Source organism: Clostridium sp. CS001, assembly GCF_020443565.1.
Lineage (GTDB): Bacteria > Bacillota > Clostridia > Clostridiales > Clostridiaceae > Clostridium_AD.
The window spans coordinates 22,590-44,878 of record NZ_JAIZZN010000015.1 but is presented as its reverse complement, the minus strand read 5'-3'; the positions used below and the strand labels follow the sequence as shown (position 1 = coordinate 44,878).

Annotated in this window: 26 protein-coding genes; 13 read left to right on the top strand and 13 right to left on the bottom strand. The window is 32.3% G+C overall.

Annotated elements, in window-relative coordinates; translation table 11 throughout:
- The first annotated feature begins 57 nt into the window (after positions 1 to 57).
- The 3 genes from LGK97_RS11450 (at position 58) to LGK97_RS11440 (ending at position 3,380) form a co-directional block, all read left to right on the top strand.
- Positions 58 to 1,005: a phosphoglycerate dehydrogenase gene (locus LGK97_RS11450; protein ID WP_226259903.1), complete on the top strand. Its 948-nt coding sequence runs from the start codon at positions 58 to 60 to the stop codon at positions 1,003 to 1,005.
- 64 nt (positions 1,006 to 1,069) lie between these two features.
- The gene (locus tag LGK97_RS11445; protein WP_226259902.1) at positions 1,070 to 2,299 is read left to right on the top strand and encodes a competence/damage-inducible protein A; all 1,230 of its coding nucleotides are present in this window, start codon (positions 1,070 to 1,072) and stop codon (positions 2,297 to 2,299) included.
- A gap of 43 nt (positions 2,300 to 2,342) precedes the next feature.
- Positions 2,343 to 3,380: a hypothetical protein gene (locus tag LGK97_RS11440; RefSeq protein ID WP_226259901.1), complete on the top strand. Its 1,038-nt coding sequence runs from the start codon at positions 2,343 to 2,345 to the stop codon at positions 3,378 to 3,380.
- 79 nt (positions 3,381 to 3,459) lie between these two features.
- On the opposite strand, the gene LGK97_RS11435 is transcribed toward LGK97_RS11440, so the two are convergent.
- The 7 genes from LGK97_RS11435 to LGK97_RS11405 all read right to left on the bottom strand — a co-directional run bounded on the left by LGK97_RS11435 (position 3,460) and on the right by LGK97_RS11405 (position 8,704).
- Entirely contained in the window at positions 3,460 to 3,969 is a 510-nt protein-coding gene (locus LGK97_RS11435; RefSeq protein WP_226259900.1) for a ferritin, read from the bottom strand.
- Between the two features lie 208 nt (positions 3,970 to 4,177).
- A complete protein-coding gene (locus tag LGK97_RS11430) occupies positions 4,178 to 5,371 on the bottom strand; it encodes a S8 family serine peptidase (RefSeq protein WP_226259899.1) in 1,194 nt (397 codons plus the stop codon).
- Between the two features lie 89 nt (positions 5,372 to 5,460).
- Positions 5,461 to 6,366 (bottom strand): selenium metabolism-associated LysR family transcriptional regulator, encoded by a 906-nt coding sequence (locus LGK97_RS11425; protein ID WP_226259898.1) that lies wholly within the window; start codon positions 6,364 to 6,366, stop codon positions 5,461 to 5,463.
- A 177-nt stretch (positions 6,367 to 6,543) separates the two neighbouring features.
- Positions 6,544 to 6,972 carry a DMT family transporter gene (locus LGK97_RS11420; RefSeq protein ID WP_226259897.1) on the bottom strand — a complete coding sequence of 143 codons (429 nt, stop codon included), beginning with the start codon at positions 6,970 to 6,972 and terminating at the stop codon, positions 6,544 to 6,546.
- 78 nt (positions 6,973 to 7,050) lie between these two features.
- On the bottom strand, positions 7,051 to 7,536 hold the full coding sequence (locus LGK97_RS11415; protein WP_226259896.1) for a dUTP diphosphatase: 486 nt from the start codon (positions 7,534 to 7,536) through the stop codon (positions 7,051 to 7,053).
- A gap of 32 nt (positions 7,537 to 7,568) precedes the next feature.
- Entirely contained in the window at positions 7,569 to 8,117 is a 549-nt protein-coding gene (locus LGK97_RS11410) for a 2'-5' RNA ligase family protein (protein ID WP_226259895.1), read from the bottom strand.
- A 38-nt stretch (positions 8,118 to 8,155) separates the two neighbouring features.
- Positions 8,156 to 8,704: a hypothetical protein gene (locus LGK97_RS11405; RefSeq protein WP_226259894.1), complete on the bottom strand. Its 549-nt coding sequence runs from the start codon at positions 8,702 to 8,704 to the stop codon at positions 8,156 to 8,158.
- Between the two features lie 246 nt (positions 8,705 to 8,950).
- Here LGK97_RS11405 and LGK97_RS11400 point away from each other — a divergent pair, with 246 nt between their 5' ends.
- From LGK97_RS11400 to rlmH, 10 genes are all read left to right on the top strand, one after another.
- Positions 8,951 to 9,109, top strand: coding sequence for a DUF1540 domain-containing protein (locus LGK97_RS11400; RefSeq protein WP_226259893.1), 159 nt, complete (start codon positions 8,951 to 8,953; stop codon positions 9,107 to 9,109).
- A 210-nt stretch (positions 9,110 to 9,319) separates the two neighbouring features.
- The gene (locus LGK97_RS11395) at positions 9,320 to 10,576 is read left to right on the top strand and encodes a UDP-N-acetylglucosamine 1-carboxyvinyltransferase (protein WP_226259892.1); all 1,257 of its coding nucleotides are present in this window, start codon (positions 9,320 to 9,322) and stop codon (positions 10,574 to 10,576) included.
- A 25-nt stretch (positions 10,577 to 10,601) separates the two neighbouring features.
- Positions 10,602 to 11,387, top strand: coding sequence for an MBL fold metallo-hydrolase (locus LGK97_RS11390; RefSeq protein ID WP_226259891.1), 786 nt, complete (start codon positions 10,602 to 10,604; stop codon positions 11,385 to 11,387).
- 14 nt (positions 11,388 to 11,401) lie between these two features.
- Positions 11,402 to 11,965: a GerMN domain-containing protein gene (locus LGK97_RS11385; protein WP_226259890.1), complete on the top strand. Its 564-nt coding sequence runs from the start codon at positions 11,402 to 11,404 to the stop codon at positions 11,963 to 11,965.
- 135 nt (positions 11,966 to 12,100) lie between these two features.
- Positions 12,101 to 12,598, top strand: coding sequence for an SEC-C metal-binding domain-containing protein (locus LGK97_RS11380; RefSeq protein ID WP_226259889.1), 498 nt, complete (start codon positions 12,101 to 12,103; stop codon positions 12,596 to 12,598).
- Positions 12,599 to 12,837: 239 nt separating this feature from the next.
- Positions 12,838 to 13,461: a TetR/AcrR family transcriptional regulator gene (locus LGK97_RS11375; protein ID WP_226259888.1), complete on the top strand. Its 624-nt coding sequence runs from the start codon at positions 12,838 to 12,840 to the stop codon at positions 13,459 to 13,461.
- Between the two features lie 58 nt (positions 13,462 to 13,519).
- Positions 13,520 to 14,404, top strand: a complete 885-nt coding sequence (locus LGK97_RS11370; RefSeq protein ID WP_226259887.1) for an ATP-binding cassette domain-containing protein — start codon at positions 13,520 to 13,522, stop codon at positions 14,402 to 14,404.
- 5 nt (positions 14,405 to 14,409) lie between these two features.
- Positions 14,410 to 15,207 carry an ABC transporter permease subunit gene (locus LGK97_RS11365; protein ID WP_226259886.1) on the top strand — a complete coding sequence of 266 codons (798 nt, stop codon included), beginning with the start codon at positions 14,410 to 14,412 and terminating at the stop codon, positions 15,205 to 15,207.
- A 90-nt stretch (positions 15,208 to 15,297) separates the two neighbouring features.
- Positions 15,298 to 16,095 carry an ABC transporter permease subunit gene (locus LGK97_RS11360; RefSeq protein WP_226259885.1) on the top strand — a complete coding sequence of 266 codons (798 nt, stop codon included), beginning with the start codon at positions 15,298 to 15,300 and terminating at the stop codon, positions 16,093 to 16,095.
- A gap of 123 nt (positions 16,096 to 16,218) precedes the next feature.
- Entirely contained in the window at positions 16,219 to 16,698 is a 480-nt protein-coding gene (rlmH, locus tag LGK97_RS11355) for a 23S rRNA (pseudouridine(1915)-N(3))-methyltransferase RlmH (RefSeq protein ID WP_226259884.1), read from the top strand.
- Between the two features lie 89 nt (positions 16,699 to 16,787).
- Here the strand turns inward: rlmH and LGK97_RS11350 are convergent, their stop codons facing one another.
- From LGK97_RS11350 to LGK97_RS11325, 6 genes are all read right to left on the bottom strand, one after another.
- Positions 16,788 to 17,531 carry an ABC transporter permease gene (locus LGK97_RS11350; RefSeq protein ID WP_226259883.1) on the bottom strand — a complete coding sequence of 248 codons (744 nt, stop codon included), beginning with the start codon at positions 17,529 to 17,531 and terminating at the stop codon, positions 16,788 to 16,790.
- Positions 17,528 to 18,283 carry an ABC transporter ATP-binding protein gene (locus LGK97_RS11345; protein ID WP_226259882.1) on the bottom strand — a complete coding sequence of 252 codons (756 nt, stop codon included), beginning with the start codon at positions 18,281 to 18,283 and terminating at the stop codon, positions 17,528 to 17,530. Before LGK97_RS11345 ends, LGK97_RS11350 begins: the two co-directional genes overlap by 4 nt.
- A gap of 61 nt (positions 18,284 to 18,344) precedes the next feature.
- Complete coding sequence (locus tag LGK97_RS11340) at positions 18,345 to 19,295, bottom strand: ABC transporter substrate-binding protein (protein ID WP_226259881.1); 951 nt, start codon at positions 19,293 to 19,295, stop codon at positions 18,345 to 18,347.
- 86 nt (positions 19,296 to 19,381) lie between these two features.
- Positions 19,382 to 19,957: a UbiX family flavin prenyltransferase gene (locus LGK97_RS11335; protein WP_226259880.1), complete on the bottom strand. Its 576-nt coding sequence runs from the start codon at positions 19,955 to 19,957 to the stop codon at positions 19,382 to 19,384.
- A 21-nt stretch (positions 19,958 to 19,978) separates the two neighbouring features.
- Positions 19,979 to 20,848, bottom strand: coding sequence for a UbiA-like polyprenyltransferase (locus tag LGK97_RS11330; RefSeq protein ID WP_226259879.1), 870 nt, complete (start codon positions 20,846 to 20,848; stop codon positions 19,979 to 19,981).
- A complete protein-coding gene (locus LGK97_RS11325) occupies positions 20,835 to 22,283 on the bottom strand; it encodes a menaquinone biosynthesis decarboxylase (protein ID WP_226259878.1) in 1,449 nt (482 codons plus the stop codon). The genes LGK97_RS11330 and LGK97_RS11325 overlap by 14 nt, the downstream gene beginning before the upstream one ends.
- Positions 22,284 to 22,289 lie beyond the last annotated feature (6 nt).

Here is a 22,289-nt window from a genome sequence, read left to right as displayed (position 1 = left end):
TAGTATATTATTAAGTAAGTATAAAATAAAGATTTAAGATAAAGGGGGCAAACTTTTATGGCTATTAAAGCACTTTTCACATATGACTACGGTAGGGATAAAACGAAGGATATAGAATCTCTTGGATATGATATAAAGGTAGTGAATGAGCAAGATCTCATTTATAGTGAAGATTTAGGTGAGGTAGAAGTTTTAATTTGTTATGACCCTTTCAAAACCCTAGACATAAAAGAAATGAAAAAGTTAAAATGGATTCAATTATCTAGTGTAGGCATTGATCAAGTGCCCATAGACTATATTAAAAATACCTCTATTATAACCACTAATAATAATGGTGGCTACAGTATACCTATGGGAGAGTGGATTATATTAAAAGCCCTAGAGCTGTTTAAAAATAGTAAGGGGTTATATGAAAATCAGGCTAAAAAGAAGTGGAAGATGGATACAGGGATACTTGAAGTCTATGGTAAAACTATAGGCTTTATAGGAACAGGTACCATAGCAGTAGAGGCAGCAAAAAGATTCCAAGGCTTTGGAGTAAACATATTAGGTGTAAATACAAATGGTAGAGATGTTGACTTTTTTAATAAATGCTATGCTATGAGTGACCTAAATGAAATGTTAAGGTTATGTGATGTTGTGGTGTGCACAATACCTTATACTAAGGCTACTCATCATTTAATTGATGAATATAGATTTAAAATAATGAAGGTGGGAGCATTTTTTATAAATGTATCTAGAGGTAGCATTGTGGATGAAAGTTCTCTAATTGAGAATTTAAGAAGTGGTAAACTAGCAGGGGCTGCTTTAGACGTTTATGAACAAGAGCCTTTAAAACAGGAGAGCCAACTATGGGATTTAGATAATGTTATATTAACTTCACATAATTCTTGGATGTCAGAGATGAGAAATGAGAGAAGATTTAACATTATATATGATAATATGAAGAGGTATATACAAGGTGAAAAACTAATAAATGTGGTAGATTTAAAAAGAGGATATTAGAAACTTGCTATTTTCAACTTGCCACTTACCACGTGGGTGGCACTATATTTTAAGGAGGCACAAAATGAGAGCAGAAATATTAGCAGTAGGTACAGAGATATTGCTTGGGGATATTGTAAACACAAATGCACAATATATTGCCAAGAGACTTGCAGATTTAGGCATATCAGTATATCATCAGTCGGTGGTTGGAGATAATCCAGAGAGGCTTTTAGAAGCTTATACATTAGCCTTTAGCAGAGCCGATTTAGTTATAGCCACTGGAGGGCTTGGACCTACAAAGGATGATTTAACTAAGGAAGTAGCCTTTGAATTTTTTGGAAAAGAAAGTGTAGTAAGTGAAGCTTCTTTAAAGATTCTTAAGAGTCATTTTAAAGACATTAATAGACCTATGACTGAAAATAATTTAAAGCAGGCGTATTTCCCTGAGGATGCTATTATTCTTCCTAATAATAATGGCACAGCACCAGGGTGCATAATAGAGGAAGATGGTAAGACAGTTGTACTTTTACCTGGTCCACCGAGAGAAATGAAACCAATGTTTGAGGAAGCCGTAGTTTCATACCTTCAAAAATTTCAGCAAGGCGTTTTGGTGTCAAAGGTGCTTAGAGTTGTTGGTGTGGGTGAGAGTAGCGCAGCAGAGCTGCTAGAAGATATATTAGATAATCAAACAAATCCAACAGTAGCACCTTATGCAAAAGATGGAGAAGTAACCTTTAGAATTACAGCAAAGGCTGACACCCATGAAGAAGGCGAAAAACTTATTGAGCCAATGGAAGCAGAAATTCGCAGCAGATTAGGAAGTAACATTTATGGTGAGGGTGAAACAACTCTAGAAGGTGTACTTAGTGAGATGCTTGTAAATAAGAAATTAACTATAGCTACTGCTGAGTCTTGCACAGGTGGGATGGTAGCAAGTGTACTTATAAATTATCCAGGGATATCTTCTGTGTTTATGGAAGGTGCTGTAACTTATAGTAACGAGGCCAAGATTAGTAGATTAGGAGTAAAGGCAGAGACTTTAGATAAATATGGTGCTGTGAGTAGCGAAGTTGCAGGAGCGATGGCACAAGGCATAGCAAAGACTGCAGGTACGAATATTGGACTTTCTACAACAGGTATTGCAGGCCCGGAGGGTGGTAGTGAAGAAAAACCAGTAGGCCTTGTATATGTAGGGTTATGCATAAATGGTGAGGTTAAAACTAAGATGCTTAGGTTATCTGGTGATAGACAGAGAATACGTCAAAGGGCAACTATGCAATTATTAGACTGGCTTAGAAGAGAGTTATTATAGATTAAGATAACCTAAGATATAACTAAAGAAAAGGATGGGGATTATGAATAATAAGGAAATAAATATATGTTTAGTGGGATTTGGAAATGCAGCAAAGGAATTTTGTAGGATGTTAATAACTAAAAGCCTGGACATTAAAAATAGCACGGGTTATGACGTTAAAGTTACTGCTATTGCAGGTAGATCAAAGGGCTCTATTATAAATTCAAATGGAATAAACTTAGAAAAAGCTCTATATGAAGCTGAAGTGATTGGAAAGTTCGATGTTAACGCAGAGGATGCTGTGAAAATGGAAACCCTACAGGTTATTGAAAACTCCAAGGCTAATGTACTAGTTGAATTAAGTACCTTGTCAATTTATGATGGGCAACCAGCCATAAATCATATTGAAACTGCTTTTGAAAAAGGGATGCATGTTATCACAGGGAACAAAGGTCCTATAGCTTGGAAATATCAAAAACTACGAGATAATTCAAAAGAGAGGGGATTGCAGTTTTTATATGAAACTACTGTAATGGATGGAACCCCCATCTTTAACTTTGTTAAATACACACTACCAGGATGTAAGGTTTTATCTTTTAAAGGTATACTAAACTCCACTACAAATTTTGTGCTAGAGGAAATGGAAAGTGGAAATAGTTATGAAGATGCTATTAAAGAAGCTAAAAGAAGAGGCTTTGCTGAAGAAGACCCTTCTATGGATATAGATGGATGGGATGCAGCAGCAAAAACTGCAGCACTTTTAAATGTGTTAATGGACACAAATATAAACCCTACAGAAATTGATAGACAAGGAATTGCAGATATTACTCTAAAAGATATAGAAGAGGCAAATGAAAAACAATGCAAAATTAAGCTGCTATGTGAAGGATATATAGAGGATAATATAGCAAAAGGTAAAGTACACCCAGTTTATATAAGTAACAAAGATATACTAAGCAATATAGATGCTACATCTTCTATATTGGGTATAACAACAGATTTAATGGGAGAAGTGCAAATAATAGAAAAAAATCCTGAAATTCAGCAGACTGCTTATGGGATATATAGTGACTTGCTTACGCTTATAAAGGGTTTATAAACATAAAGGCACATATCAACTTGATATGTGCCTTAAAAAACTACTAGAAATATATGTTGCGCATTCTGCGTTATAAACTTTATTTAGTAACAGGTGGAACGAAAACTCTAGCTGCAAGCTCAGTATCTAGCATATAAAGGCTTGTAGGGTCATCTTTGATTCTTTTAAGTCTTTTTATAAGACCGCTAAAGTTAGCTTCTTCCTCAACTTGTTCATCAATAAACCACTTAAGTAGACTTATAGTAGCATGTTCCTTTTCTTCTGTAGCTATGTCAGTAAGGTTATAAATCTTGCTTGTTACAATTTTTTCATGGTCATAGGCTATTTCAAAAACATCAAGAATTGATTTATAATCAATTTGAGGGTCAGGCATGCCTTCTAAGACAACTCTTCCGTTCATTTCATTTACGTAATTATAAAATTTCATAGCATGAAATTTTTCTTCCTCAGCTTGAACTGTAAAAAAGTTAGCAATGCCATCAAAATCTTCTGCGGCGCAATAGGCTGCCATGGCTAGGTAAATGTGTGCAGAATAAAATTCAAAGTTTATTTGTTTATTTAGTTCCTTAAATAATCTTTCGCTTATCATAATATAATCCTCCTCGTATTTCTAAGGTACAAAATACTGATTACACCTTTAGAAATTTTAATTTATAATGTTATTATTTAATTGTTAATAATTATTTCTAACTAATGATAAATATTAACTGATATTCATAGTATACACCAAATGTACCATTGTGTAAATATATTGAATATATTATGGTTATATTTACATAAGAGCCTTACAAAGTAGTTTATGGCAATAATTTTTCTAAATTTATAATTCCTGCACCTTGCATATACTTTGGGAAATTTATTAAACTGCAAGATAGTTTTAGCAGTGCTAGTGTATCTTTGAAGCATAGGTTTTTATTGTTCTCATAAAGCAAGGCACATATACCACTTATAAAAGCTGCAGAACAAGAAGTTCCTGTGTAAGAGGTGTATAAATTAGTAATATGTGGAGGATACAATTTCATACCGTTCTTTTCAGAGATAAATTTTGTATCTGAAGTCAAGGAACAAATATCAACACAAGCAGCAATCAAATTTGGTTTATCAAGTTTTTGATAAGGTCCACAAGAAGAATATTCATATATCTTTGGATCTTTAGTGCTATCGTAGCCACCTACAGTGATACAATTGGCAAGGGTTGAGATACCACGGATAGAACTTTTTATATTGTTACTGCTCCCACTTGGGACTATTATTACTAGATTCTTTGATACTGCAAGCTCAAAAAGTGTTGAGAATAAAGAAAGTACAAATTCATTAGTTTCCAGGGTTTCAAAAGGAAGACAGAGAACTTTAATATTGAAATCACTACTTTCATTTATTAAGGTTTCTAATGAAAACAGAATATCAGATATAAAGCCCTTTCCTAGTTTATTAAAGGCTTTAATCATGTAAAGATGGCTTTCTTTTGCAACTCCTTTGTACATACCCTTTGAACCATAGCCACTACCACAAATAAGTCCACTGATAAAGGTTCCGTGACCATTATCATCGTAAGGATAGTTTAGATTATTTACAAGGTCTACAAATTTTTTAATTTTATTGCTAGGGTTTAATAAATCACAATGGGGATAAACACCACTATCAATGATTCCAATTCCAACGCCTTTCCCAGTGAGCTCATAGTTACTTTGAAAGGATATGCCATTAGAAGATAAAATACTATTACCACATAAATGAGCATAAGAATCAAAACATATATATGTTATCTGTGGATATTCTAACAATCTATCAATAGCACTTGGGGTTAAGATAGCACAAATACAGCTTATGGAGGGGATGTGCCTTAGGATATCGCATTTTAAGGATTTGATTTTGTTAAGGGTTTTTATCTCAAGGGATTTGCAATATATTATTACCCTATAGTTCTCATATAGCTTACTGAGCAAAGAGTGTCGTAAGGTAGGATCCAATTTATTCTTAAAGGAAAACATACATGCCTCCTAATATATTGTTACATTATTATAGTATATGCAAAGGTTCAAGATATGTTAATGAAAAAAAAGAATAAAACCGCTAGGTTTTATTCTTTAGGAGCTTCTAGTGAAAATATTTCTTTGCACATGTCAAAGAATGCATTAGCAATTGGAGTCAAAGTACGTTTTGAGTTAACAATTAAATACAAGTTTCTTTTTAAAAGTAAATCTGCAATTTTACTTATCTTAATCTTGCTACTATCAATATAGTCAAGACATATTTTCTCTGAAATTATAGATACGCCAGTACCTAACTTTACAAGCTGAAGAAGGTTGTCTAAGTTATTAACTTCACAAAATATATTTAGAAGTTTTGGGTTTATGCCTTTTGCTTCTAGTGCTGTATAAAGAGTACTTCTAGTTGCAGAGTTTTTTTCTCTAATTATAAGTTTGTATTTTAACAAATCATTTAAAGTTATTTCATCAGGGATATTTAGGTCAGTACTAGATACTAAAACCAAATCATCCTCCATAAGTTTATAACTTTTAATTTTTGAATTTTCAATGGTAGAGCCAACCATAGCGATTTCACAGTCAAGATCTAAAATAGACTTTATTATATCTCCAGAACTTTGCTCCGTAATGTTGAAGCGAACATCCGGATAAAGTCCACTAAATTTCTTTATAAGATCAGGCACCAATGAGTTACAAGGTGTAGTGCTAGCTGATAAATTAAGCTTTCCAGATATATTAGTATTAAAATCAGAAAGATTAGAAATTGCATTATTGCGAGTGCTTATTATATTAATTGCGTATTCTAAAAAAGATTCGCCCGCAGGGGTTAAGAAAACTTCTTTAGAAGTCCTGTCAAATAGTTGAACATTTAATTCTCTTTCTAAACTAGATATATGAGAACTTATTGTGGGTTGGGATAAGAAAATTGTATTAGCAGCCTTAGAGAAACTTTTGAATTTGGCAACGCTAATGAAGGCTTCAATTTGTTTAAAATCCATACATGATCCTCCTAATAAGGTTATTATTTACAAGCAATAATGAATAAACGTTAGCTTGAAGCATTAACATTTATACCATGCAGTGTACATTTATAATTATGATGGTATCTATAGATAATATCAATAGGTATTTTGAAAATAACTTAAAAAAATATATAAAAAAATAGAAAGAGATTATTACCCTTTCCATTTAAATACTACTATACCTACAATCATAATAGCAATGCCAACATACTTAGTTACGGCAAACTTAATTTGTGTGGCTCCAAACATTCCAAAGCTATCAATTATACCAGCAGCTAATAGTTGAGCAACTAGTATAGTTGCAATGGAATAGGTTGGTCCAAGGCTAGAAATGCCTTTCATAACAGTAAATATAATTATTGCACCTAAAGCGCCACCTAATAGATATATCTTATTAACTTCTTTTATAACTTTTAAGTTACCATTGCCAGCTATAAGAAGAATTACTAAGGTGACAATGAAACCAGTTCCTTGAACGATAACGTTAGTTTCCCAAAGACCCACCTTTTCACTTACTCTAGTGTTAAAAACGCCTTGGAGACTCATGCATATACCTGCAATTATAGAAAATACTAAACCCAATTACAATCACACTCCTCTGAGTTAGTTTGCCCAGAATGTATTGTAATATGAAAAAGATAGGTTTAAATTTTATGAAGGTTAATATCCATTATCTTGTCTTTCATGATTAATATTGTTCTTATGTAAATATGCATTTTCAATATCTTCTGTGGAGAATCCTAGGCTGTTACCTAGACTAAGGAAGTTTTGAAAGATAATTAAGTAATTATCAAGTGAAGAACAAACTATAAAGTCAGTGATGTTTGTATATAAGGTTAAAAATTGCTCAGATAATTCAAAAGCAATATGGTTAACATTTAAAGTTATAGCTTGAAAGTTTTTTTCTAGTCCTATGCTCAATATAAAATGAATACAATCAACATACTCCTCAAGGATTATATCCTTACTTGAAGCTTTTTTTGTGCTCCAAAACTTAAAACAACGGGTTTCATTTGCTAGCTCGCCTAGTTCAACTTGAAGAGCCAGTATTTTTTTATGTAATAAGGGCATGCCCTCAAGGTTATGCTCTGTTTCAATTCGTTTATCTAAAGTATTTTGCATTTGGAATAATCTTTGTAAATTCATATCTGAACCGCCTTTATCCTAAATTGTATGTTTTATAAATCATATCTTTTAACTATCATTTGGTTTTTATCATTTATAGGTTTCAAAAGTTCCACAGCATTTATTGTTATAGTTTCATTGAAGTTTTCATACTTAAGCAATTCACAAGCGGAAAAGTACTCATTATCAGACCACTCTCTGTCAGCAAAAGTTGTACTAGCTAGTGAAATATGCAAGTTCCAGTTTTCAATGTCTTGCCTAACTTTAAAACCCTGTGATTTTAAAATAGAATTAATATTTTTAGATAATTCATAAATAGTACCTTTATTTTCAATATTTAAGTTTACAGACTTATAGGGAGGGTCAAAACAAATTGCCCCCTTTATTTCAACCTGAAATTTAGTGTAATCCTTAAGAATATTTCTAAGGGAAATATCTAAAGTCTGAAGATCAGGGTCGTCTATAGTTTCTATGGTTATATGAAGCAATGGCAAGTTTGTGTAAGAGCCGTACAGGTTATATTTTTTACAGATTGCCTTTTGTAAAGATTCCATAGCTTTATAAGAAACATCATCAAACAAGCAAACTAAGTAATAAATCATTTTATCCCCCTCCGAATCCAAAACATGAAGTTATATTCTTAATAATCTCGAAGATTATAAACTTTAACTGGCATTTCTTTTTTATTAGTAACTTGTCGCCATAGCTCAAGTCTAGAAATCTTTGCAAATTTAAAAAACTCATCTTGTTTTATTGAGTCATCAATATAGAGTTTTCCTAAGCTATGTGATTTTTTAATAACATGATTTGCATTAGCTAGTAGTATATTTAAATTAATATTATCATTATTCTTGTCTACATTAAAACCATGTAAATCTAAAGTATCTGTAATACTTCTTGCTAAACGGAAGATATACCCTTTATCTTCAACCTTAAGATTAACCTGGCTAAGATTTTCACTTAAGTTAATAGTGTTATTTATGTCCACCTTGAATCTTTTATAAGGATTTATAATTTTAGAAATGACCAAATCTAATTTTTCTAAATCAGGATTTGTAATAGCGCTTACAGGTATATAAAGGTTAGGAGAGTTCTTGTATAGTTTATATTTTCTGCAAACATCTCTTTGAATATTTTGAATTATAGAATTAGATTCATCATCAAATAACGCAACTAAAAAGTATTTCATATTCTTCCTCCAAGTAAAGTTAATAACCAAAATTGGTCCCTGTTATTTTAATTAAATTATACCTGTATTATAACATATTTTTTGAGTTTTGTATTTCTTATGTAAACTTATGTATAAAGGCTACAATCAAAGTTTATGAAGGCAAAAGTATGGAAACATAGAAATATATTCATTTATAATTATTAGCATAATTTATTTTAATTATGCTAATAATAGCTTTGTAATTAATTAAGGAGGTGCTTTATTATGAAACATAATGACAGTATTGGTTGCATCGTAAGTGAATGTAGTTACCACTGCAAAGATGATAATTATTGTACTTTACAAAAAATCGAAGTTGTAAAGCATGAAGCAGTTGCTAAAAATCAGCAATGTACAGATTGTGGAAGTTTTAAAGCAGAGTAATAATATAAAAATCACCCGTATTTTACGGGTGATTTTTATATTATTTGCAAATTAATTAGGAGCATCCTTAGAAATCCTGTATTTAACAAAATAATATGGTTTCACATTTGTAAAATAAATGTTAGAATATAATGTAGTTATGATATAATTAAATAGTATATAGAAAATAAGAACAACTTAATATATAATGTTAGTGAGGATGATACAAATATGGATAAATTGGTAATCAATGGAGGAAAGCATATATGGGGTCAGGTAGAGATAAGCGGTGCTAAAAATGCAGCAGTGGCAATTTTACCAGTAGCGATAATTGCAAGTAAGGGTAAATGTATCATTGAAAATATTCCTGATATAGAGGATGTTAATTGTATTGAAAGAATATTAGAAAGTTTGGGTTGCAAAATTAAAAGAGACAAAAACTCAGTTGATATAGATAGTACAAACATAAACAGCATAGATGCTAATTCAGAGGACGTAAGAGCAATGAGAGCATCTTATTATTTGATTGGGGCACTTTTAGCTAGGTTTAAAAAGGCCAACGTAGATCTTCCAGGGGGCTGCCCTATAGGTGAAAGACCTATAGATCAACACATAAAAGGGTTTGAGGCGCTTGGAGCAACGGTAATTATTGAAAACGGTGCTGCAAAAGTTCAAGCTGATAAGTTAATTGGAACTAGTATTTATTTTGATGTTGTTAGCGTAGGTGCCACAATAAACGTCATGACAGCTGCAACCCTTGCAGAGGGTACAACAATTTTAGAGAATGCTGCAAAAGAACCACACGTTGTTGACGTAGCTAATTTTTTAAATTCTATGGGGGCAAATATTAAAGGTGCAGGTACTGATGTTATAAGAATCATAGGTGTAAAAGAATTAGCAGGATGTAGCTATAGTGTAATCCCAGATCAGATTGAAGCAGGAACCTTTATGATAGCAGCGGCTGCTTGCGGTGGGGAAGTAACTATAAATAATGTTATTCCAAAACATCTTGAATCAATTTCTGCAAAGCTTATTGAAATGGGAGCGGAGGTACATGAAGGTGGGGATAGTGTTACGGTTAAGTCTCAACGTAGACTAAAGGGTGTAAATATAAAAACACTGCCTTATCCAGGATTTCCAACGGATGTGCAACAACCAATGAATGCATTGTTATGCATTTCAGAGGGCAGAAGTACAATAAATGAAAGCATATATGAATCTAGATTTAAGCAAGTAGATGAATTAAGGAAAATGGGCGCAAATATAGAAGTCAATGGTACTATTGCTACAGTAGAGGGTGTAGATAAACTTACAGGTGCAGTTGTAACAGCTTCAGATTTAAGAGCAGGAGCAGCTTTAGTTATAGCAGGGCTTATTGCAGAGGGTACTACGGAAATCTTAGGCATAGAGCATATTGATAGGGGATATCCAAACATAGAAGAAAAGTTTAGAAGCATAGGGGCAGACATAAGGAGAGTTACCGTATAACAATTTCAAATTAAAGGAGACAATTATGATTTTTTGCCCATTATATAGTGGAAGTAGCGGAAATAGTATATTTGTAGCTTCACAAAACACAAGAATTTTAGTAGATGCTGGTATGCCAGGAAAAAGCATCGAAAGTGCACTAAAACAAATAGATCAAAATCCTAATCAAATAGATGGTATTTTTATTACTCATGAACATTCTGACCACATAAAGGGTGCAGGAATTATTTCTAGAAAATATGACACACCTATATATGCCAATGAAAATACATGGAGAGCTATGGAAGGCAAAATAGGTAAGATAAAGGAAAGCAATATAAAGATTATTGAAGATAATTATGTAGACATAAAGGACATGCATATAGTAAATTACAATATATCACATGATGCAGCTGCACCTGTAGGTTTTGCTTTATACAGTGGAAAAAAGAAGGTATGTATAGCTACAGATTTAGGTTATTTTTCAGAAGAAGTAGAAAATATGATAAAAGATGCAGATGTGATTTTACTTGAGAGTAATCATGATGTGGAAATGGTTAAGTTTGGCCCTTATCCCTATCCCTTAAAAAGAAGAATATTAAGTGATGTGGGGCATTTATCTAATGAAGCATGTGGAAAGGCTATAGTTAAGATAATGAATGATAAACAAAAGCATATTATTTTAGGACATTTGAGTAAGACTAATAATTACCCTGACTTAGCTTACCAAACAGTGGTTAGTGTACTTAAAGAGAATTATATTGAAGTAGGTAGGGACATTTCTTTAAATTTAGCTAGAAGAGATATGCCAAGTGATGTAATTGATTTTTAAAGGGGAGACAAAACATGAAAAAAGTTATTAAAATATTATTGTGTTTATTGTTAGTTATTTCAACAATAGGATTTCTAGGCTGTGAAAAGAAGGATAAGAAAAGTGTAACAAATAATAAAAAACTTGAAAATCTAAAACTTCCACTAGGAGAAGATGATTTTATTCAATTTAGTATTTATTTTGATGGATCTAGAGATGGTACTACTATGCAATTAATTAAAGATGATAGAATGCTTAACAAAGAAGAGCTTATTGGGGAAACAATTATGCAGGAAATAATAAAAGGTCCTACTGTAAAAAGTGATCTAAATCCAATACTTCCTAAAGAAACTAGGCTATTAAGCTTTTCTATTAAGGATAATATTGCTTATGTGAACTTAAGTAAAGAAGCTAAAGTGAGCATGACGCAAATAAAGGAAAAAAGCTGTCTAGAGGGTATTGTGGCCTCACTGACTCAATTGCCGACTGTAGAAAAGATTAAAATTACAATGGAAAACAAAGACATAGATACTATAGGTGGAAATTTTGATATATCAAAACCCTTTGGTAAAGGCGAAATGATTCCAATTAAAAAGTAGACGTATAATATCAAAATAGATGATAATAGTACATTTAATTTAAATGTTTTAAACATATATGTTGAAAACTAACTAAATGTTTATTATAATAATGGAATATAACAAAATATATTATGATTTGAAGGAGACTATAAAATGGCTTTATATAAAGAGTGGACAGATATGGTGGTTGATTATGTTAAGCGTAGAGGAGAACCTGCGTTTTGGCAAGAATATGGGGAAGTAGAAAAGCGTATTTATACTAAGTTGCTATCAAACCACAAAGATGAAGTAAAAGGTACAATTGAAGAGCTTGCAAAGCATTTCGATGTATCAAACATATACTTTATGGGATTTATTGATGGAATAAACGACAGCCTTTTGCAATCAGTAGAATTAGAAGCGACTGAGGCTGACACAAATATAGACTTTAAAATAGATTTTGAAAAACTTTATTTTAATATGCTAGACGCAAAAGCAGATTATCTATATGAACTTCCACAGTGGGAAGGAATATTCTCAAAGGAAAAAAGAAAAGAAATTCAAAGAGCATACAGAGATTCTAAGATGGTAGTTAATGAAGATAAGATTGGAAGAAATGACGCTTGCCCATGTGGAAGCGGAAAGAAATATAAGAAATGTTGTGGAAAGTAATTACATAAGATTATAAAGAAACCTTGCACTTTGTGCGAGGTTTTTTTAATTTTGAGTTTTATTGGATATGTTCGGAATATAATAATGTAGGTGCAGTATGTTAAAGATTGTGTAAGACATTGATTAGAAAAAAACATATAAAAAGACTATTGACCACAGTGGTCAATGATGCTAAAATGATATTAGCATATATTGTAATATCTATAGAACATCTATAGCTTGCGAAAGGGGAGGGTGATTTGTTTTCAAAGTTTTTAAACTTAAACCCAGAAAAACAGGAGAAGATATTAAGTGCAACTATTAAAGAGTTTGCAGATAAAGGTTTTGAGAAGGCATCAACAAATGAAATTGTAAAAGAAGCAGAAATATCAAAAGGGATTTTATTTCACTATTTCAAAAATAAGAAGAATCTTTTTCTATTTGCATATGATCATTTTATAGAACTTTGCATGAATGAATTCTTTATAAAGGTTGATACAGATGAAACAGATCTATTTATTAAACTTCGTCAAATAGCATCCTTTAAACTGGAGCTTGGTCATAAATACTCAATGATTTTTAAATTCTTTGAAGTGGCAATAGCAGAAGAATGTAATGAGGTAAAAAGTGAAATAGAACAAAGAAAGAAAACCCTTATTGAGAGTAATTACAGTAAAATATTTAATAATATTGATGTATCCAAGTTTCGTGATGGATTAGATGTAAGTAAGTCTATGAATATTATAATGTGGACACTTGATGGGTTTGGAACAAGTGAATTAGAAAAGGGAAGAGCACCGGGTTCTAAAGGGCTTGACTATGAAAAATTGTTTGCAGAAATGGATGCTTATTTAGATATATTTAAAACTTCTTTCTATAAATAATATTAAGGTGACACATATATTTTAATTAAACATAAAGAATTACAAGGAGGATTTAAAAATGAATGTTATTGAAATCAAAAATCTGACTAAAAATTATGGCAAGGCAAGAGGAATTACAGATGTGAGTTTCAATGTTTACGAGGGAGAAATTTTCGGATTTATCGGACCAAATGGTGCAGGGAAATCGACGACTATAAGGACATTATTATCACTTATTTATCCCACGTCCGGTAGCGCTACAATTTTTGGTAAGGACTGCATTGAATTTGGTCCTGAGATAAAAAAAGAAATAGGATATCTACCATCGGAAGTTTTTTATTATGATAATATGAAGGTTATTGACTTACTTAAGTATTCAGCTAGCTTTTACAAAAAAGACTGTAGCAAGAGAATTACTGAACTGGCAGAGATAATGGACCTTGATCTTAATAAAAAAATTGATGATTTATCCTTTGGTAATAAAAAGAAAGTTGGTATTGTCCAAGGATTACTACATGAGCCTAAACTTATTATACTAGATGAACCTACTAGCGGACTTGACCCACTTATGCAGCAAAAGTTTTTTGACTTGCTTGAAGAGGAGAATAAAAAGGGTGCAACAATATTGCTATCTTCTCATATTCTAGGCGAGGTTCAAAGATTATGTAATCGTGTTGCTATTATTAAAGAGGGAAAAATAATAAAGGTTGAAAAGATAAGTACCTTGCAAGAAAATAACCATAAAAAGTTTAAAATAGAGATAAAATCAAAAATAGAGGATAATTATTTTAACCTCAGTGGAGTTAGTGCTTTAGAAATAAAAGATAGCACAATAAGCTTTTTATTTAGGGGCGATATTAACTTAATTATGAAAAAGATTTCCGAAATAGAAATAGCTAATCTTTGGATTGAAGAGCCAGATCTTGAAGAGATCTTTATGCATTACTATGAAAAGGAGGACTAATAGCTATGAATATGTTTCTACACGAAATGAAAGCTTATAGAAAATCCACTATCATATGGACGTGCTCTTTAGTTGCTATTATTGCTCTTTTCTTGTCAATATATCCATCCTTTGCTAAAGAAGCGGATGCATTTAAAAAGTTAATGGAAGGATTTCCAGAGCCAGTGAGAAAAGCATTTGGACTCTCCGTCGACAGTATGTCTTCTATGATAGGGTTTTACTCCTATACATTTTTATATATAACTCTGTGTGGAGCCATTCAGGCTATGAACCTGGGTACCTCTATTTTATCAAAGGAAGTTCGGGAAAAAACCGCAGATTTCCTTTTAACAAAACCAGTTACTCGTGCACAGATTATAACATCAAAGCTTTTGGCAGCGGTAACCTCATTGGTAATTACAAATGTAATCTACTTAACGGTTGCAAGCATTATGGCATCAACTGTAAAGGTAGAAGATTATAGTTATAAGATATTTTTTATGGTTTCTATTACATTGTTTTTCATTCAACTTATATTTCTTACACTCGGAGTTTTAGTTTCTGTTTTATCCCACAAGATTAAATCAGTATTACCTACTTCCCTTGGCACTGTATTTGGGTTTTTCATTGTTTCAATGCTTGGATCTGTTATAGGAGATAAAGCAGTGCGTTATATTACTCCCTTTAAGTATTTTGATACAAACTATATTATAAAAAACTCTAGTTATGAAGCGCCATTTATTATAATAGAAATAGCATTTATTATTGTGGCAATTACAGCTAGTTATTATGTGTATTGTAAAAAGGACATTCATGCTGTTTAAGATTGTTTAGAAGTAGTTAATATTGAAACATAGAGGTTATAATTTAAATCTTACAATTAGTAATTTCTCGGGAAATAAGGAGGTTTATTTATGAATATATTTATGGTAGAGATGAAGGCGCATAGAAAAAGTCTTATTATATGGGCATTTAGCATACTATTTATGGTTGGTGCTGGAATGGGCAAGTATGTTGGATTATCATCGGGAAGTCAATCTATGACTGATTTATTTGCTGAAATGCCTAAATCTATGAAAGCTATTATGGGTATTGGTACTTTTGATTTCTCAAAAGCCAGTGGTTTTTACGGAATGATCTTCTTTTACTTAGTCCTTATGGCAACAACCCATGCAGTTATGCTTGGTGCTGATATAATTTCAAAAGAAGAACGTGATAAAACTGTAGAGTTTCTATTAGTTAAACCTATTTCAAGAAATAAGGTCATAACATCAAAACTATTGGCAGGTCTTGCAAATATAATAGTATTTAATATTATTACTTTGGTTTCCTCAATTATTGTAGTGGGGAAGTTAGGCAAAGGGGAGGAAGTAGGTGGTGATATAGTCATATTAATGCTTGGAATGTTTATATTGCAGATTATGTTTATGCTTATTGGCACAGCTATAGCAGCTGTTGTAAAGAACCCAAAAATGGCCACAGCAATAGGTACAGCGGTGCTCTTAATTTCATTTATAATGTCTGTAGCAATAGACATAAATAGCAAACTTGAAGGTCTTAAATATATTACACTATTTAAATATTATGAGGCTAAAGACTTAATGTCTGGGGTTGGTTTTCAATTGAGCTTTGTAGTATTATCAGTTATAATCATTTCGGCTATGCTAAAGATCACGTACACATTTTATAATAAAAGAGATATGAGCATATAGTAATAATATTAAGGGTTTGATAAATATAACATGGGGTTTTACTCCATGTTATTTGTTTTTAGTTTATAAATACGATATTATATGTATAATATCACAATAAGACTGAATCAAAGGAGAATTGCAATGAACATAACTATAATTTGCGTAGGAAAAATAAAAGAGAAATACTTAAAAAGCGCTATAGATGAATATACGAAAAGACTATCTAGATATTGCAAGCTTAATATAGTAGAACTCGGCGATGAGAAAACTCCAGATAATGCTTCTGAAAAAGAAGAACTTATAATAAAAGAAAAAGAAGGGGAGACAATCTTAAAGAACATAAAAGATAATATGTTTGTAATTGCGCTAGAACTCAAGGGTAACATGTTATCCTCAGAGGAGTTATCAAATTACATAAGGGATTTGGGAATAAAGGGTGAGAGTAACATAGCATTTGTAATTGGTGGGTCATTGGGTTTATCTAAGGCAGTTTTAGAGAGGTCTAATTATAAACTGTGCTTTTCAAAGATGACATTTCCACATCAATTATTTAGAGTGATGCTGCTGGAACAGGTTTATAGAGGGTTTAGGATAATAAGCGGGGAACCATACCATAAGTAAATATAGAGCTTATTGGTGCTAGTATAAATAGAAATAAGTAAAGCATATTGATAATTTCAATATGCTTTATAAGTATTAAAAACAGATTATTAAGCTTTCCATCTACACACAGTCTCTTCAAGGATATCTATTAAAATAAATAGAACAAAACCCAAAAGGCTTAAAATTATAATTCCTGCATACATTCCGGTATAGTCAATTCTACTCCATGCATCGAGGATATAATAGCCTATTCCATATTGAGTGCCATAACCTTCAGTAAAAAATAGTATTGATAGAGCAGTCCCTATTGATAGTCTTAAGGTAGTAAGAAGTTCCGGTAAAATAGCAGGTAAAGTTATGTGTATGAATATTTGAGGCTTCGAAGCACCAAGACTTTTTATTGGATTATAAGTTTCAGATGGAATATTAAGCACTGAATCTCTTACTGATACAATAATTTGAAATACAAGTATTGATACAATAATAATAATTTTTGATTTATCTCCTAGTCCGAATAGTAGCATTATTACTGGTAGTAATGCTGTTTTTGGAATAGGATAGGTAAAGTAAACTAATGGATTTAATATTTTATTCCATACTCTTGAATAGGCCATAAGGAGACCTATAGAAACTCCTAAAATTAGAGATATGCTAAGTCCACTGGCCACTCTATAGAGACTTACTAAAACATGTATATAAAGTTTCTCGCCATATAAATTGCTCATGTTCAAATATACGTCAGTAGGCTTTGGAAGTACTCGCATATTAACAATCACTGCAAAAATGTACCACAAAATATTAAATGTTACAAAGCCTTGTATAAAAATATTGATTTTTTTAAACGCCTTCATATTTTCCATCCCTTTTTTATTATAGATCTAATATATGAAGATAATCTTAGATATTCTTCATTTTGCCTTAAGTTTTCAGTATTAAATAGAGGATTATCAATTACTTTAACTATGGTACCTGGGCAGTGGGACATTATTACGATCTTTTTTCCCATATATATGGCTTCTTCAATGCTGTGAGTTACTAATATTGTGGTAGTTTTATACTGATTCCATATATCGATGAAAAGCTCTTGAGCTTCTTCTCTTGTTAATGCATCTAAAGCAGAGAAGGGCTCGTCCATTAAAAGTAAATCAGGATTCATTATAAAGGCTCTGGCAATGGAAACTCTTTGCTTTTGCCCACCGCTTAACTCATTAGGATATCTATCCTTTAATGTATGGATATTTAATTTGTTTTGCATGTAGTCAATTTTTTCATTAATTGAACTATCTAAAACTTTTCCTTTTATCTTAAGAGAGAGGGTACAGTTTTTCTGAACATTTTTCCAAGGGAGCAGCCCAAAATTTTGAGGTATAAAGCCAATGTTATGTTTTTTTGGAGTTAATACTTCACTATCAAGTTGTACTTGCCCTACATAGTCTTTTAAGATTCCACTGAGCACATTTAGTAGAGTAGATTTACCACAGCCTGAAGGTCCTATAATTGCGTAAATATCCCCTGATTCAATTTGCATACTTACAGGTCCTAGGGCATTTATTAGCCTTTTTTCAGATTTATAACTAACAGAAAGATTTTTTATCTCAAGCATAGGATTCCCCCTGAATTCCATTTATAGGCTTAATACTTATTAATCATTAAGCCTTCAAAAATTATTTAGTCCCTATATCACTCATTAAATCTTTAGGGTTTAGTGTTTTCTTAACAAGTCCATTCTTAACAGTCCAATCAATAGCTGACTTAACTTCAGCTTCTGATGGAAGGGCATTTTTTCTAAATTTAGGTAAGGTGATTTTGCCTTTCATATCCTCAGGATAGCCAACAGTTTTTATAATTGTATCTTCATATTCTGAAATTTGTGTACTGTTTATATAATCTACAGCTTCATTGTAAGCCTTATAAAATGCCTTAATTTCAGTGCTTTTACTCTCTATTGCTTTTTGAGTAAAAGCTGTCACTGAAGGATATGTAGCTAGATTACTGGCACTTCCAAGAAGTATTCCTCCATCTTTTATTGCAAGGGTTGCAAAGGGTTCTGGAAGCAATGCTGCATCAACATTATTATTTCTTAACATTTCAAGTCTGGTAGGGATAGCAGGAACTACAGATTTTTTGACATCTTTAGGTTCTAGAGAATTTTTTTCTAATACTTTATCTAGAGTGTATTCAATAGCAGTTTTCTCTGATATGGCTACACTTTTACCTTTAATATCACTTATAGATTTTATTCCTGATTTAGAATTTGCTATTAGCATAAAATCACCGTCGGTTACTCCAGTTATTTTTACATTAAAATCTGCATTTTGATAAAGAGAAATGGCTACTTCATCACCAATTATCCCATCTAGATTTCTACCTAGAAAAGCTGCATCTCTATCCTTTGAGTTTTTGAATGTTTGTAAATTGACTTCTAAATCTTCTTTTTTGAAAAATCCTTTTTCGTTTGCAATTACAATTGGTACTGCATCTATAGAAGACATTGCTCCAAAATTCAATGTTTGCTTCGAAACCGGTGCAGCTTCATTTTTAGGCGAGCAAGCAGTTAAGGATAGCACAAGTGAAGTGGCAGTAATTATTGATAATATTTTTTTTAGTTTATTCATTTTTTTCCTCCTTTTAATCGGAACAGGTGGTAGTTTAACCTACTCGGTTCCGCTTGAAAACTAGTCGTCAAAGCCCATTTAGGGATTTAACCTTCCCATTTTTTAAATAAGTTATTTTCTATGGAAAGAGAATCTAATATCTTTCCAACCACAAAATTAATCAAATCTGCCATGCTTTCAGGCTTGTGATAAAATCCCGGCATGGCAGGGAGCATGATTACACCAAGCTTTGACAGTTTAAGCATATTATCAAGATGTATCGCATTTAGTGGTGTTTCTCTAGGAACGATGATGAGCTTTCTATTTTCTTTTAAGGCAACATCAGCTGCTCTGCATAATAAATTTTTAGATAATCCATTACTTATTTCAGCTAGAGTTCCCATAGAGCAAGGTAGTATAATCATAGCATCAAATTTAAAGGAACCGCTGGCAATGCCAGAAAAGAGATTATTTATATCTTCAAGCTTAACGTGATTATATTTCATTCCTAATTCTTTTATCCATTCATCAATATCTAGATCGGTTTCAAATTTCATAACCTTCTTACCGTTATCAGTACATATGATATGAACAAAAATTCCTTTTTTTAAAAGCTCCTCAACGAGCCTTACTGAATATATACTTCCGCTGGCACCTGTAATTCCAACAACTATTTTCTTCATATACAATCTCCCTTGGGTTTCTTAAATTAGTGCATCTAAAACTCCACATATTAAAAAGACAATGCTTATAATTTGATTTATACCGTAAGAGGCTACTTTTACATTGGTTAGATTATCTGGAGAAACCATTTTATGTTCAGCTATGAATAAAATAGATATAAGTACTAATCCAATGTAATAAATAACTCCTAGCTGGTTACTTAAGATCCCCACGCCAATTAATAAAATCAAGGCCATTCCGTGAAATAGAGCGGCGATACGTAGTGCATTTTTTACACCAAATCTTGCAGGGATTGAGTGAATTCCATTTATGGTGTCAAAGTCATAATCCTGAGAACCATATATTATATCAAAGCCTGCAACCCAAAGGGTATTTGCTGCTCCCATAAAAAGAGGCAACCAAGAGATTTTACCAGTTACTGCAAGCCAGGCTCCAACTGGTGCAGCAGCAGAAGTTATACCTAAAACTAAGTGACAGGCCCAAGTAAATCGTTTTGTATAGGAATATATAATCATTAGAAATAATGCAATAGGCGAAAGTAGTAAGCATAATGGATTAAGCATAGCTGCTGAGATAACCATTATTAAAAAACATACTACTGTAAAAAGTATAATTTCCTTTTTGTGAAATAATCCTTGTGGAAGCTGCCTCGTAGAAGTTCTAGGATTTCTAGCATCTATTTCGGCATCTATAACTCTATTTATAGCATTCGCACCGGTTCTTGCACCCATAAAGGCAAGTAATATCCAAAATACTTTAATAGGAGAGGGGAATCCATTACTTGCAAGGAGCATTGAAATAAGCGCAAAGGATAAAGAAAAAATAGTGTGGGAAAACATTACAAGTATACCATAGTCGCGGGTTTTTTTAAAAATTTTAGTTAATATCATAGTCAAACCATCTCCTTGAAACAAGCTCTTTTATATCTTCAGTCATTTTTATGTCATCAGGCCAAGCTCTTGTGTGTCCTTCACTAGGCCATTTCTTAGTAGCATCTATGCCCAGTCTGTAGCCGTAATGAGGAAGATTTGACGCATGGTCTAGAGCATCTAAAGGGCCTTCAGATATAACTACATCTCTTTTAGCATCTATATTATTGAATACCTTCCAAGCCACTGTAGATATATCCTTAGGGTCAATATTTTCATCTACTACTATTATCATTTTTGTATACATCATTCGGCTAATTCCCCATAGGGAGTTCAGCATTTTCTTACCATGACCAGGAAAACGCTTCTTTATAGAAACAATCAAACAATTATTAAAGACCCCTTCAAGGGGAGAATTTAAGTCAATAATCTCAGAAAATTGGATTTTAAGTAATGGTAAGAAAATTCTTTCTGTAGCCTTACCTATATAACAATCCTCCATAGGTGGCTTGCCTACTATGGTTGTTGGATATACAGGATTTCTCTTATGAGTTATACAAGTTACGTGAAATACAGGGTAGTAATCTGCACGGGAATAATATCCTGTATGATCTCCAAAGGGGCCCTCAAGTCTTAAATCCTCATTAATATCTACATAGCCTTCAATAATAAATTCTGCATCAGCAGGTACGTATATGTCATTGGTAATAGACTTCACAAGCTTTACAGGCGATTTTCTTAAAAATCCTGCAAACATCATTTCATCAATGGTCTTTGGCAGAGGCGCTGTAGCAGAATATGTAATTGCCGGGTCACATCCAAGTGCTACTGATACAGGCATTTTGCCACCGAAGGTTTTATATTTTTCATAAATGTCTCTACCATTTTTATGTAAATGCCAGTGCATGCCAGTAGTGTTTTTATCAAACACCTGAAGTCTGTACATTCCAGTGTTTTGAATTCCATTTTCAGGATCTTTAGTTATAACAAGAGGTAGTGTTATTAATGGTCCTGCATCGCCAGGCCAGCACTTCAAAATAGGAAGTTTAGTTAAATCAGGGTCATATTCAATTACTTCTTGGCAAGCTCCTTTAGTAGATAGCTTCATAGGGAATATCCTTTCTATTTCAGGGAGCATTGGAAGGTACTCAAACTTATTCATTATTCCTATATAATTTGACATTTCTATAAATTCTTCAATATTACTGCCAATATCATCTAGAGATTCAGCTCCAAGGGCCATGCTCATTCTTTCATAGGTACCCATTGCATTTATAAGAACTGGATAAGCTGAACCTTTTACATTTTCAAATAAAAGGGCAGGACCATATTGTTTTGATATTCTGTCTGTAATTTCAGTAATTTCTAATTCTGATTCTACTTCTGTAGTTATTTTTTTCAACAAGCCTTTTTCATCCAAAAGGTTTATGAAATCCTTCAAGTTACTATAAGCCATATATTT